The 12,428-nt window shown below is 65.4% G+C and carries 10 protein-coding genes and 2 pseudogenes; 6 read left to right on the forward strand and 6 right to left on the reverse strand.

Going from position 1 to position 12,428, the window contains the following annotated elements; translation table 11 throughout:
* Window positions 1-104 precede the first annotated feature (104 nt).
* From ACSMEV_RS06650 to ypfJ, 3 genes and pseudogenes are all read right to left on the reverse strand, one after another.
* Window positions 105-968: a methyl-accepting chemotaxis protein gene (locus ACSMEV_RS06650; RefSeq protein ID WP_459208297.1), complete on the reverse strand. Its 864-nt coding sequence runs from the start codon at window positions 966-968 to the stop codon at window positions 105-107.
* Between the two features lie 39 nt (window positions 969-1,007).
* Window positions 1,008-2,021, reverse strand: a pseudogene (locus ACSMEV_RS06655) (methyl-accepting chemotaxis protein); the annotation flags it as partial.
* Between the two features lie 258 nt (window positions 2,022-2,279).
* On the reverse strand, window positions 2,280-3,176 hold the full coding sequence (gene ypfJ / locus ACSMEV_RS06660; protein WP_459207730.1) for a KPN_02809 family neutral zinc metallopeptidase: 897 nt from the start codon (window positions 3,174-3,176) through the stop codon (window positions 2,280-2,282).
* Window positions 3,177-3,381: 205 nt separating this feature from the next.
* Here ypfJ and pcaH point away from each other — a divergent pair, with 205 nt between their 5' ends.
* Entirely contained in the window at window positions 3,382-4,101 is a 720-nt protein-coding gene (pcaH, locus tag ACSMEV_RS06665; protein ID WP_459207731.1) for a protocatechuate 3,4-dioxygenase subunit beta, read from the forward strand.
* Between the two features lie 10 nt (window positions 4,102-4,111).
* Window positions 4,112-4,717 (forward strand): protocatechuate 3,4-dioxygenase subunit alpha, encoded by a 606-nt coding sequence (gene pcaG, locus ACSMEV_RS06670; RefSeq protein WP_459207732.1) that lies wholly within the window; start codon window positions 4,112-4,114, stop codon window positions 4,715-4,717.
* Window positions 4,718-4,984: 267 nt separating this feature from the next.
* On the opposite strand, the gene trmA is transcribed toward pcaG, so the two are convergent.
* Together trmA and ACSMEV_RS06680 are read right to left on the reverse strand one after the other, a co-directional pair.
* Window positions 4,985-6,070 (reverse strand): tRNA (uridine(54)-C5)-methyltransferase TrmA, encoded by a 1,086-nt coding sequence (gene trmA, locus ACSMEV_RS06675; RefSeq protein WP_459207733.1) that lies wholly within the window; start codon window positions 6,068-6,070, stop codon window positions 4,985-4,987.
* Complete coding sequence (locus ACSMEV_RS06680; protein ID WP_413048985.1) at window positions 6,067-7,362, reverse strand: NCS2 family permease; 1,296 nt, start codon at window positions 7,360-7,362, stop codon at window positions 6,067-6,069. Before ACSMEV_RS06680 ends, trmA begins: the two co-directional genes overlap by 4 nt.
* 407 nt (window positions 7,363-7,769) lie before the next feature.
* Here ACSMEV_RS06680 and ACSMEV_RS06685 point away from each other — a divergent pair, with 407 nt between their 5' ends.
* Window positions 7,770-8,246 (forward strand): GNAT family N-acetyltransferase, encoded by a 477-nt coding sequence (locus ACSMEV_RS06685; RefSeq protein WP_459207734.1) that lies wholly within the window; start codon window positions 7,770-7,772, stop codon window positions 8,244-8,246.
* Between the two features lie 8 nt (window positions 8,247-8,254).
* Here the strand turns inward: ACSMEV_RS06685 and ACSMEV_RS06690 are convergent.
* Window positions 8,255-9,478, reverse strand: a pseudogene (locus ACSMEV_RS06690) (MFS transporter).
* Between the two features lie 326 nt (window positions 9,479-9,804).
* Between ACSMEV_RS06690 and ACSMEV_RS06695 the strand changes: the two are divergent.
* Genes ACSMEV_RS06695 through ACSMEV_RS06705 form a run of 3 tightly spaced genes read left to right on the forward strand, consistent with a single transcriptional unit; the run spans window position 9,805 to window position 12,421 of the window.
* Window positions 9,805-11,247 (forward strand): cytochrome ubiquinol oxidase subunit I, encoded by a 1,443-nt coding sequence (locus tag ACSMEV_RS06695; protein ID WP_459207735.1) that lies wholly within the window; start codon window positions 9,805-9,807, stop codon window positions 11,245-11,247.
* 3 nt (window positions 11,248-11,250) lie between these two features.
* Window positions 11,251-12,258, forward strand: coding sequence for a cytochrome d ubiquinol oxidase subunit II (gene cydB / locus ACSMEV_RS06700; protein WP_459207736.1), 1,008 nt, complete (start codon window positions 11,251-11,253; stop codon window positions 12,256-12,258).
* A 13-nt stretch (window positions 12,259-12,271) separates the two neighbouring features.
* On the forward strand, window positions 12,272-12,421 hold the full coding sequence (locus tag ACSMEV_RS06705; protein WP_296265408.1) for a DUF2474 domain-containing protein: 150 nt from the start codon (window positions 12,272-12,274) through the stop codon (window positions 12,419-12,421).
* The last annotated feature ends 7 nt before the right edge of the window (window positions 12,422-12,428 follow it).

Raw genomic sequence — 12,428 nt, forward strand, 5'->3', positions numbered from 1 at the left:
TAAGTTTTGGATGCAGTCCACACCTGTGGGAGCGGCTTGAGCCGCGATGGCCGGCACAGGCGGCCCAACCCAGGCGAAACAGTTTTCCCGCCATAAAGCGCCGGTCAAACCTTGAACTGGCTCACCAGCATCTGCAGATGACCGCCCAGACGCGCCAGCTCCACGCTGGCCGTGGCGGTCTCGTTGCTGGCCGAAGCCGTCTGTTCCGACACGTCGCGCACGTTGAGAATGCTGCGGCTGATTTCCTCGGCCACGGCGCTCTGCTGCTCGGCGGCGGCGGCGATCTGCTGGTTCATGGCCTGGATGTTCGACACCGTGCCGGTGATGCTGCCCAGCGAGACGCCGGCCTTGCGGGCCAGCTCGACGCTGCTGTCGGTCAGCTCGCGGCTGCCGAGCATGATCGAGGCGACCTGCTGGGTGCCGCGGTGCAAGCCAGCGATCAAGGCTTCGATCTCTTCGGTGGACTTCTGCGTGCGCTGCGCAAGGCCGCGCACTTCGTCGGCCACCACGGCGAAACCACGCCCGGCCTCACCGGCACGTGCCGCTTCGATGGCGGCGTTCAGCGCCAGCAGGTTGGTCTGCTCGGCCACCGACTTGATCACGTCCATGACGCTGCCGATCTTCTGACTCTCCTGCTGCAAGGTGTTCATCGCCTCGCTGGAGCGGTGCACTTCACCGGCCAGGCGCTCGATCTGCTCGACCGCTTCGCCCACCACTTGCTCGCCCACGCGGGCTTCGCCGTCGGCGCTGGTCGCCGCGCGCGAGGCCTGTTCGGCATTGCGCGCCACTTCCTGCACGGTGGCGGCCATTTCGTGCATGGCCGTGGCCACCTGGTCGGTTTCGATCTTCTGGCTGTTGGCCCCGGCGTTGGTCTGCTCGGTGACCGCCGACAGTTCCTCGGCGGCGCTGGCGATCTGCGTGACGCTGTCGCGGATGCCGCCGATCAGTTCGCGCAGGGTGGTGGCCATGTGGCTGATGCTTTGCTGCAGCACGCCCAGCTCGTCGCGGCGCGTCACGCGCACGTTGTGGGTGAGGTCGCCATGGGCGATGCGGTCGACCACGCCCAACGTTTCCTGCAAGGGTTTGGTGATCTGGCGAGTGATGAGCACCGCTGCCACGACACCGAACAGCAGGGCCAGCAAGGTCGCGGCGATCTGCAAGGTGCGCGCTCGCGCGCTTTCGCTGTCGCGGCGGTCGAGCTGGATCTGGTACAGGGCGGCGCTGGTCTTGACGATGTCGGCGCCTTCGACGGTCATTTCCTGGCGGGCCTGGCCGATGGTCGCCACCGCATCGCGCAAGGACTGCATCGACTGGCTATAGGCCTGGATCTGACTGATGAAAGGTTGCGCGCTGAGGCCTTGTGGAACCTGCTGCTGCAGATTGTCGGCCGCTACTCGGGTGGCGGCGAGCTGAGCCAGTGCGGCCTTTTCCTGCGTGGCGTTGCTGTCGGCGATGTAACCGCGCACATCCACGCTCAGGCGCGACAGTTGCAAGCGCGCTGCACTGACCAGTTGGTGGTGCTCCAGACGGGTGGCATCCGTCTCAGGACGGGCCAGCATCTCCCGGCCCAGGTTTTCCAGCGCCACGTCGGCACTGCCGCCTGCCTGCTGGATACCGTCACGGGCCTTGGCAGAGGCGGCGTAGCCGCCGCGCATCAAGTTCAGCGACACCTTGTACTGTTCGATGGTCTTGCCCAGCTCGCCGAGCAGACGCACGTTCTCTTCGCTCTTGAAGCTTTTCGCCAGGCGTTGCTGCTGGGCGCTGAAGGTGTCGAGCTTGGCCTGGACGTTGGCCGCCGAGGCGTCGTCGCCATTGGCGATCATGTATTGCAGGCGCGCCACGCGCAGCTCGGCAAGGTCCTTGTTGAGCTGGCCGATGTCGCTCATCCAGTTGCTGCGGTCGATCAGACCGCCCACGCTGAACCAACCGGTCAAGGCCAGCAGACCGGTCAGGATAAGGACTAGGCCGAAGCCCAATCCCAGTTTCAAATTGACGCTGATGTTGGCAAACCAGCTGTTCATTGCACGCGCTCCCTGAAGAAATTTCGCTCACTTGCATCATCGCGGGGCGTTTTTATTCTTCAGAGCCCGCGGATACCCGAGGGTTATCGGCTGGGATCGCGTTAGCTGAAACGCTTTTTCAGCAGAATTTTCCTGGGAAAATCTGGCTATGGGCCATCACTGGCGGCACTGGTCAGGAACGACGCGAGCGTACGGGTAGGGAGGGCGCCGAAACGCACACGGGCCGCCCGAGGGCAGCCCGCGTACGAAGCGTTGGGTTCACAGGTTACGTGCGTTGAACGTGTCGCACTGAGTGGCGTCGCCCTGCTCGAAGCCGGTCTTGAACCAGCGCACGCGCTGCTGCGAAGTACCGTGGGTGAACGAGTCGGGAACCACACGGCCCTGGCCCTGCTGCTGCAAGCGGTCGTCGCCGATGGCGTTGGCCGCATTCAGCGCTTCGTCCACATCGCCCGGCTCCAGCCAGTTCAGACGTTTCTGCGCCTGGTAGGCCCATACCCCGGCGAAGCAGTCGGCCTGCAGCTCCTGACGTACCAGCAGACCGTTGGCGCCTTCCATACGCTCACCGCGTTGACGGGCGGCCTGCACTTCTTTGGATACGCCGAGCAGCGTCTGCACGTGGTGGCCGATTTCATGGGCAATCACGTACGCCTGGGCGAAGTCGCCGGCGGCGGAGAAGCGGGTTTCCATTTCGCGGAAGAACGACATGTCCAAGTACACGCGCTGATCGGCAGGGCAGTAGAACGGCCCGACCGCCGCCGAGGCGAAACCGCAGGCCGAGTTGACCTGGCCGCTGAACAGTACCAGCTTGGGCTCGCGGTATTGCTGGCCGGACTGGGCGAACAGGGCTTTCCAGGTGTCTTCGGTATCGCCCAGGATCGAGGAGACGAATGCGGCCTGCTGGTCATCGGCCGGAGGCGTCTTGCCTTCGGTGCCGGCAGGGGCTGCCTGGCGCTGCTCGACGTGGCCGCCTTGGCCGGTCAACTGGCCGAGGATCTGCAATGGGTCCTGGCCGGTCAGCCAGCCGATGCCGACGATCAGCAGGATCGCCCCCAGGCCCAAGCCCTTGCCACCGCCGAAGCGCATACCGCCGCCCCCGCCACCCGAACCTCGGGCATCCACTACGTTGTCGCTGCGCCGGCCTTTTCGCCAATCCATGAGAGTCTCCTGCAATAAGCTGTATGAGCTTCGCGCGACACGATTAGTTCAGGTGGTCGAAACATTGAAAACGCACGCTTTATCCATAACCATTTCGATAAGCGAGACAGCACCATTTTCAATGTTCAGCCGGCTTCACCTCACGGAAACTGCATGTCCGTCTGCCACGCACAGACGCCCATAATTCCAAGAGAGGACTACGGCCATGCCCGCCGAGGACAATCGCCGCTTCGTGATCCGTGATCGCAACTGGCACCCCAAAGCCCTGACCCCCGATTACAAGACTTCGATCGCCCGTTCGCCGCGCCAGGCGCTGGTGAGCATCCCGCAATCGATCAGCGAGACCACCGGCCCGAATTTCGCCCACCTGGGCTTCGGCGAACACGACCACGACCTGCTGCTCAACTTCGACCACGGCGGCCTGCCCATCGGCGAGCGCATCATCGTCGCCGGGCGCGTGCTGGACCAGTATGGCCGTCCTGTGCCCAACACCCTGGTGGAAATGTGGCAGGCCAATGCCGGCGGCCGCTACCGGCACAAGAACGATCGCTACTTGGCGCCGCTGGACCCGAACTTCGGCGGTGTGGGCCGTTGCCTGACCGATCGCGACGGTGTCTATAGCTTCCGCACCATCAAACCCGGCCCCTATCCCTGGCGCAACGGCCCCAACGATTGGCGGCCGGCGCACATCCACTTCTCCGTGAGCGGCCCGTCGATCGCGACCAAGTTGATCACCCAGCTGTATTTCGAGGGCGATCCGTTGATCCCGCTGTGCCCGATCGTCAAATCCATCGCCAACCCCGAGGCGGTGCAGCAACTGATCGCCAAGCTCGACATGGGCAACGCCAACCCGATGGACTGCCTGGCCTACCGCTTCGACATCGTGTTGCGCGGCCAGCGCCAGACCCACTTCGAGAACCGCTGAGGAGCCCCACATGCCTATTCAACTGCTGCCGGAAACCCCCTCGCAGACGGCGGGGCCCTACGTGCACATCGGCCTGGCGCTACAGGCCGCCGGCAACCCGCCCAGGCCCGAGGAGATCTGGAACCGCCTGGCCAAAGCCGAAGCGCCCGGCGAGCACATCCTGCTGATCGGCCATGTCTACGATGGCAACGGGCACCTGGTGCGCGATTCGTTTCTGGAGGTGTGGCAGGCCGACGCCGAAGGTCGGTACCACGAGGACTACAACCTGGAAAACGCTTTCAACAGCTTCGGCCGCACCGCCACCACCTTCGATGCGGGGGAGTGGACGCTGCATACGGTGAAACCGGGTGTGGTGAACAATGCGGCGGGCGTGCCGATGGCGCCGCACATCAATGTCAGCCTGTTCGCCCGGGGCATCAACATCCACCTGCACACGCGACTGTATTTCGACGACGAGGCCGAGGCCAACGGCAAGTGCCCGGTGCTCAACCTGATCGAACAGCCCCAGCGCCGCGAAACCCTGATCGCCCGGCGTTGCGAGGTGGACGGCAAGACGGCCTACCGTTTCGACATGCGTATCCAGGGCGAAGGGGAGACGGTGTTCTTCGATTTCTGAACCCCGATAGATAGCGGTCGGTTCGGCATTCCGATCGACCGCGGTGACCAAGGCTCAACCTCTGTGGGAGCGGCTTGAGCCACGATGGCCGGCAGCGCCGGCCCAATGGCCGCGATGCCGCTCGAAAAGGAATGAGCGGCGCCTGATCCAGGGCGGCGTTGCCGCCCATCGCGACTGAAGTCGCTCCCACAGCTCCCACAGCATTCACAGCATTCACAGCATTCACAGCATTCACAGCATTCATAGGATCCGAAGAACCCTCCGACCTCAACGCCGAACCAGCAACACCCCACTTTCCATATGGTGGGTGTACGGAAACTGGTCGAACAACGCACAGCGCTCGATGCGGTGGGTGTCGTGCAACTGGGCGATGTTGGCGGCCAGGGTCTCGGGGTTGCAGGAGATGTACAGGATGCGCTCGAAGCGCCGGGTCAGCTCGCAGGTGTCCGGGTCCATGCCGGCGCGCGGCGGGTCGACGAATACGGTGCCGAAGGCGTACTGCTTGAGGTCGATGCCCTGCAAGCGGCGGAACGGCCGCACCTCGTTCAACGCCTGGGTCAGCTCTTCGGCCGACAGGCGCACCAGCGTCACGTTGTCGATGCCGTTTTCGTCCAGGTTGCTCAGGGCGGCATTGACCGACGTCTTGCTGATCTCGGTGGCCAGCACCTGGCGCACGCGAGTGGCCAGCGGCAGGGTGAAGTTGCCGTTGCCGCAGTACAGTTCGAGCAGGTCGTCGTCGCGCTCGCCGATGGCCTCGAAGGCCCAGCTCAGCATTTTCTGGTTCACCGTGCCGTTGGGCTGGGTGAACGCACCTTCCGGCTGGCGATAGCTGAACACCCGGCCGGCGACGTCGAGCTTTTCCAGCGCATAGTCGCGGCCGATCACCAAGCGCTTGCCCTTCGAACGGCCGATCACGCTCACCTGCAACTCGCCGGCCAGCGCTTGCGCGGCGGCTTCCCAGGCCTCGTCGAGGGGACGGTGGTAGCACAGGGTGACCATGGCGTCGCCCGCCAGGGTGGTGAGGAACTCGACCTGGAACAGACGGTTGCTCAGCGCCTCGCTGGCCTGCCAGGCCGCCTTGAGGCGCGGCATCAGGTCGTTGATGCGCTGGCTGGCGATGGGGAAGTCGTCGATCAGGATCGCCTGGTGCTTCTCGCCGGGGGCGAACATCGCATAGTGGCGATCGCCGCCTTCGCGCCACAGGCGGAATTCGGCGCGCAGCCGGTAATGCGCCTGGGGCGAGTCGAACACCTGCGGCGCGGGCGCGTCGAACGGCGCCAGCAGCGCGCGCAGGCGCTCGGCTTTGGCGTTCAGTTGTTCGGCGTAGGTCGAGGGGTCGAAAGCGGCACTCATGCGTTGAACCAGCCCAGCTTGATGACGAACAGAATGGACAGGATCACCAGCGCCGCGTTCAGGTCGCGGTAGCGGCCGGAGATCAGCTTGATGGCGGTCCAGGCGATGAAGCCGAAGGCGATGCCGTTGGCGATCGAATAGGTCAGCGGCATGGCCAGGGCGGTCACCACCACCGGCGCGGCTTCGGTGATGTCGTCCCAGTTGATCTCCGCCAGGCCCGAGGCCATCAGCACGGCCACGAACAGCAGCGCCGGCGCGGTGGCGAAGGCGGGCACGCTGCCGGCCAGCGGTGCGAAGAACAGCGCCAGCAGGAACAGTACGGCGACCACGATGGCGGTCAGGCCCGTACGGCCCCCGGCGCTGACGCCTGCAGCCGACTCGATGTAGCTGGTGGTGGTCGAAGTGCCGAGCAGGGAGCCAGCCATGGCGGCGGTGCTGTCGGCGATCAGGGCGCGGCCCATCTTCGGCATGTGGCCGTCCTTGCCCATCAACCCGGCGCGCTTGGCCACGCCGATCAGGGTGCCGGAGTTGTCGAACAGGTCGACGAAGAGGAAGGCGAAGATCACGCTGATCAGCGCCACGTCGAGGGCACCGGCGATGTCCAGTTGCAGGAAGGTCGGCGCCAGCGACGGCGGCATCGACACCACGCCTGCGAACGGCGTCACGCCCAGCACGATGGAGGCCACGGTCACGGCCAGAATGCCGATCAGCACGGCCCCGCGCACCTTCAACGCTTCCAGGCCGACGATCAGGAAGAAGCCCAGGGTAGCGAGGATCGGCGCCGGGTTGCGCAGATCGCCCAGGCCTACCAGCGTCGCCGGGTTATCGACGACGATACCCGCGTTGTGCAGGGCGATCAGCGCCAGGAACAGGCCGATGCCGGCAGCGATGGCCGAGCGCAACGGCAACGGAATGCTGTTGACGATCCACTCGCGGATGCGCAGCACCGAGAGCACGAAGAACAGCACCGCCGAAACGAACACAGCGCCCAGCGCGACCTGCCAGGTATGGCCCTGGTGCAGCACCACGGTGTAGGTGAAGAAGGCGTTCAGCCCCATCCCCGGCGCCAGGGCGATGGGGTAGTTGGCGATCAGGCCCATGGTCACCGAGCCGATGGCCGCCGCCAGGCAGGTGGCGACGAACAGCGCGCCCTTGTCCATGCCGGTCTCGCCGAGGATGCTCGGGTTGACGAACAGGATGTAGGCCATGGCCAGGAAGGTGGTGACGCCCGCCAGTATCTCGGTGCGCACGTTGGTGTTGTGTGCTCTTAGTTGAAACAGCCTTTCCAGCATGCCCGCTCCCAAGTCGCCGTCGGCGCCGTGAATGTATCGACCCCAAGAGCAAAGCACAGGCGGCCAAGGTTGCTAATGCCGGTCAGTTGAGCGATCGGGGCCGCTTGGCGGCCCTCGCGGCCAAAGCCGCTCCTACAGGATCGCGCCTGTGGGAGCGGCTTCAGCCGCGATGGGCTGCAAAGCAGCCCTAATCAACGCTACTTCGGTTCAACTGACTGGCACTGGCCAAGGCTGCCGTGTTTTATCCGGGGCGGAAAAAAGCCGCGCATCATACCAGCATGCTTGGCGAGCGGTAGGTTCTGTCTGAAATGTCGAGGTGGGAAAGCGACGCAAGGTGGGCGCAGGGTGCCTGAAGGTCTTCGCGCGGCCTTCGGCTACACTGCGCACCCGCCTGAGAACCTCCACCCATGCAACTGATCGACTACCGCGACCTTACCCAGGCCCAGCAAGCCCAAGTGCTCGACATCCAGCTGCCGCTCGAACAACGGCGCCATGCCGGTGATGCGGCCAGTGCGCTGTACCTCGCGCGCAACCCCAGCGAGCAGCAGCGCTGCCTGGTGCTGGTGCACGAGCAGGTGCCGCGCGGTCTGTTGTTGCTCCAGCGCGGCGTGTTCCTGCCCGCCTGGGCCGAGGCCGATGCGGCCATGCTGATCGCCTTGCAGGTCGACCGGCGCCATCAGGGCCGCGGCTTGGGTCGTGCCTGCATGCAGGCCCTGCCAGGGGTGGTGCGGGCATTGTGGCCGGACATAGGCCGTCTGCAGCTGTCGGTGGCGCCCGACAACCACCTGGCGCGGCGGCTCTACCGCCACAGCGGGTGGAGCGACAGCGGGCAGGGCCATCGTGCCCGCGACGGGCACGAGCTGAGCATGAGCCTGGTGCTGTGAGGAGCGCTCTACCGCTTGATCTCGCTGTGTAGCCGGTCGCGGTTGGCCAGGGTCGGGAACAGCTTGATCCACACCCCGGTCACCACCAGCGTGCCGACCCCGCCCAGCACCACCGCCGGCACCGTGCCCAGCCAGTGCGCGGTGACCCCCGATTCGAACTCGCCGAGCTGGTTCGAGGCGCCGATGAACAGGCCGTTCACGGCGCTGACCCGGCCACGCATCTAGTCGGGCGTCTCCAACTGCACGAAGGCGCTGCGGATCACCATGCTGATCATGTCGGCCGCGCCCAGCACCACTAGCACCGCCAGCGAGAACCAGAAGGACGTCGACAGGCCGAAGGCGATGGTCGCCACACCGAACACGGCAACGGCGGTGAACATGGTGCGCCCCACCTTGCGCTCGAAGGGAAAGCGCGCCAGCCACAGCGACATCAGCAAGGCGCCGACCGCCGGCGCCGAGCGCAACAGGCCCAGGCCCATGGGGCCGGTGAACAGGATGTCCTTGGCGAACACCGGCAACAGCGCCGTGGCGCCGCCCAGCAGCACGGCGAACAGGTCCAGGGAAATGGCGCCAAGGATGTCCTGGCGGCTGCGGATGAAACGGATGCCGGCCAGCAGCGATTCCAGGCTGGCGCGGCCGCGCTGGGCCACCTGCGCCCGTACGCTCAGGCTCAAGGTCAACAGGCAGGCGATGGCATATAGCAGCACGGTTGGGCCGTACACCCAGAGGCTGCCGAAGGCGTACAGGAAACCGCCCACCGCCGGCGCGACGATGGTCGCCGACTGGCTGGCCGAGGCGGAGGCCGCGACCGCACGCGGGAACAGCCCCGGCGGCACGATGTTGGGCAGCAGTGCTTGGGTCGCCGGCATTTCGAAGGCACGGGTGGCGCCGAGCAGGAAGGCCAGCGCGAAGATCAGCTCGCGGCTGACGCTGTCGGTGGCGCTGCCCAGCGCCAGGCCGAGCGCGATCAACCCTTGCAGCGCCTGGCACAGCGCGGCCACACGACGCCGGTCGTAGCGGTCGGCGACATGTCCGGTGTGCAGCATGAACAAGACGCGCGGGGCGAACTCCACCAGCCCGACCAGGCCCAGGTCGAGCACGTTGCCGGTGAGCTGGTAAAGGTGCCAGCCGATGGCCACGGTGAGCATCTGGAAGCCGCTGGCGGTGAATACCCGGGCGAACCAGAAGGCGACGAAGGGGCGGTGGTGGCGGAGCAGGGTGGGTTCGGACATGGAGTGAGTGCCTGTAGGAGCGTCGGCCCGAGGGTATCACCTGTTTGTAACAAAGAGTTGCTGCTTGCCCAGGCATACACATTCCGCCCACCCGGTAAACCCGATGGGACCTCCGGTCGCGCGGCATTCGACCACAGTCCCCATAGGGTGCTGGAGGACTATGCTTGCCCTATCCGTTGATCTGGATCAAAACGACCCGCGCCGACGGACAGCCGTACCCCCGCGATCCGACCGAACAATTCCAATGCACAGCGCTCGATACACGAGGGGGCAGTAAGCGGAGGCTCGCGTGCCCAGCCGCCGGATCACCTGACGAGGAAAATGCCATGTTCGGTCTCGAAGCCTTGGAGCTTGCCCGAATCCAGTTCGCCTTCACCGTGTCGTTCCACATCCTGTTTCCCGCCATCACCATCGGCCTGGCCAGCTACCTGGCCGTGCTCGAAGGGCTGTGGCTGAAGACCGACAGGCAGGTCTACCGCGACCTCTACCATTTCTGGTCGAAGATCTTCGCCGTCAACTTCGGCATGGGCGTGGTTTCGGGGTTGGTCATGGCCTACCAGTTCGGCACCAACTGGAGCCGCTTTTCCGAGTTCGCCGGCTCCGTCACCGGCCCCTTGCTGACCTACGAAGTGCTCACCGCCTTCTTCCTCGAAGCAGGCTTCCTGGGCGTCATGCTGTTCGGCTGGAACCGCGTGGGCCGCGGCCTGCACTTCTTCGCCACGCTGATGGTGGCCCTCGGCACGCTGATCTCGACCTTCTGGATCCTGGCTTCCAATAGCTGGATGCAGACGCCGCAAGGCCACGAGATCGTCGACGGGCGAGTGATTCCGGTCGATTGGCTGGCGATCATCTTCAACCCCTCGTTCCCCTACCGCCTGCTGCACATGTCGGTCGCGGCCTTCGTCGCCACGGCGTTCTTCGTCGGCGCTTCGGCGGCCTGGCACCTGCTGCGCGGACGCGACAACCCGGCAGTGCGCAAGATGCTCTCGATGGCCATGTGGATGGCGTTGGTCGTAGCGCCGGTACAGGCGGTGATCGGCGACTTCCACGGCCTCAACACCCTCAAGCACCAACCGGCGAAGATCGCCGCCATCGAAGGCCACTGGGAAAACCCGCCCGGCGAGCCGACGCCGTTGATCCTCTTCGGGCTGCCGGACATGCAGGCCGAGACCACCCGCTACAAGGTCGAGATTCCGGTGCTGGGCAGCCTGATCCTGACCCACAGCCTCGACAAGCAAGTGCCGGCGCTCAAGGAGTTCGCGCCTGAGGACCGACCCAACTCCACCGTGATCTTCTGGTCGTTCCGGGTGATGGTGGGTCTTGGCATGCTGATGATCCTGGTCGGCCTGTGGAGCCTGTGGCTGCGTCGCACGGGCGGGCTGTACAGCTCGCGGCCCTTCCTCTACCTGGCGCTGTGGATGGGGCCGTCCGGGCTGATCGCCATCCTCGCCGGCTGGTTCACCACCGAGATCGGGCGCCAGCCTTGGGTGGTGTACGGGCTGATGCGCACTGCCGAAGGCGTGTCGAACCACAGCGAAACCCAGTTGGGCTTCACCTTGGTGATGTTCGTGGTGGTGTACTTCGCGCTGTTCGGCACCGGCCTGGGTTACATGATGCGTCTGGTACGCAAGGGCCCGCACACCGGCGAAGGCAACCAGCCGCGGCCGGGCGGCCCTGGGCGCAAACGTACGCCGGCGCGGCCGCTGTCGGCCGCCGAAGAAGGCTCTGGCAACGATGCCGGATCCGCGCGTCTGAACGAGGGGAACTGAACCATGGATATCGATCTTCCGCTGGTCTGGGCCGGGATCATCATCTTCGGCGTGATGATGTACGTGGTGATGGACGGCTTCGATCTGGGCATCGGCATGCTCTTTCCCTTCGTGCCGGCCAAGGCCGACCGCGATGTGATGATGAACACCGTGGCACCTGTCTGGGACGGCAACGAGACCTGGCTGGTGCTCGGCGGGGCCGGGCTGTTCGGTGCCTTTCCGATGGCCTATGCGGTGGTGCTGGAAGCACTCTACCTGCCGCTGATCCTGATGCTGGTAGGGCTGATCTTCCGCGGCGTGGCCTTCGAGTTCCGCTTCAAGGCCAGGGATGCCAAGCGCCATCTGTGGGACAAGGCCTTCATCGGCGGCTCGCTGGTGGCGACCTTCTTCCAGGGCGTGGCGCTGGGGGCGTTCATCGAAGGCTTCAAGGTGGTCGACCGGCACTACGCCGGCGGCTCCCTGGATTGGCTCACCCCGTTCAGCCTGTTCAGCGGCCTGGGCCTGATCGTGGCCTACGCGCTGCTGGGCGCGACCTGGCTGATCATGAAGACCGACGGCCCCTTGCACCAGCGCATGCACCAACTGGCCAAGCCCCTGGCCCTGGTGCTACTGGCGGTGATCGGTGTGGTCAGCCTGTGGACGCCATTGGCTTACGGTCAGATCGCCGAACGCTGGTTCAGCCTGCCCAACCTGATCTGGTTCCTGCCCGTGCCGATCCTGGTGCTGGTGACCTTCTACGCCTTGCTCAAGGCCGTGGCGCGCGGCAGCCATTACGCGCCCTTCCTGCTGACCCTGGTGCTGATCTTCCTTGGCTACAGCGGCCTGGGCATCAGCCTGTGGCCGAACATCATTCCGCCGTCCGTGTCGATCTGGGAGGCCGCCGCGCCTCCGCAGAGCCAGAGCTTCATGCTGGTGGGTACGCTGTTCATCCTGCCGTTGATCCTGGGCTACACGTTCTGGAGCTACTACGTGTTCCGCGGCAAGGTCGGCCACGACGACGGCTATCACTGAGGAGCGACATCCTATGAAGCCTGAACCCCACGAGACGCCGACGCCCTTGTGGCGGCGACTGGGTTGGCTGGCGCTGATCTGGCTGGCCAGCGTGGCCAGCCTGGGCGTGTTCGCCTGGCTGATGCGCCTGTTCATGAGTGCGGCGGGGCTCACGACACACTGATGGCGCG

Source organism: Pseudomonas sp. MLB6B (genome assembly GCF_054508135.1).

Bases quoted from the DNA above. Each gene is read 5' to 3' on its own strand.
- ACSMEV_RS06685 (WP_459207734.1), top strand. From the start codon at position 7,770: ATGCAACTGATCGACTACCGCGACCTTACCCAGGCCCAGCAAGCCCAA.
- pcaH (WP_459207731.1), top strand. From the start codon at position 3,382: ATGCCCGCCGAGGACAATCGCCGCTTCGTGATCCGTGATCGCAACTGG.
- pcaG (WP_459207732.1), top strand. From the start codon at position 4,112: ATGCCTATTCAACTGCTGCCGGAAACCCCCTCGCAGACGGCGGGGCCC.
- ACSMEV_RS06705 (WP_296265408.1), top strand. From the start codon at position 12,272: ATGAAGCCTGAACCCCACGAGACGCCGACGCCCTTGTGGCGGCGACTG.
- ACSMEV_RS06650 (WP_459208297.1), bottom strand. From the start codon at position 968: ATGGCCACCACCCTGCGCGAACTGATCGGCGGCATCCGCGACAGCGTC.
- ypfJ (WP_459207730.1), bottom strand. From the start codon at position 3,176: ATGGATTGGCGAAAAGGCCGGCGCAGCGACAACGTAGTGGATGCCCGA.
- ACSMEV_RS06695 (WP_459207735.1), top strand. From the start codon at position 9,805: ATGTTCGGTCTCGAAGCCTTGGAGCTTGCCCGAATCCAGTTCGCCTTC.
- ACSMEV_RS06680 (WP_413048985.1), bottom strand. From the start codon at position 7,362: ATGCTGGAAAGGCTGTTTCAACTAAGAGCACACAACACCAACGTGCGC.
- cydB (WP_459207736.1), top strand. From the start codon at position 11,251: ATGGATATCGATCTTCCGCTGGTCTGGGCCGGGATCATCATCTTCGGC.
- trmA (WP_459207733.1), bottom strand. From the start codon at position 6,070: ATGAGTGCCGCTTTCGACCCCTCGACCTACGCCGAACAACTGAACGCC.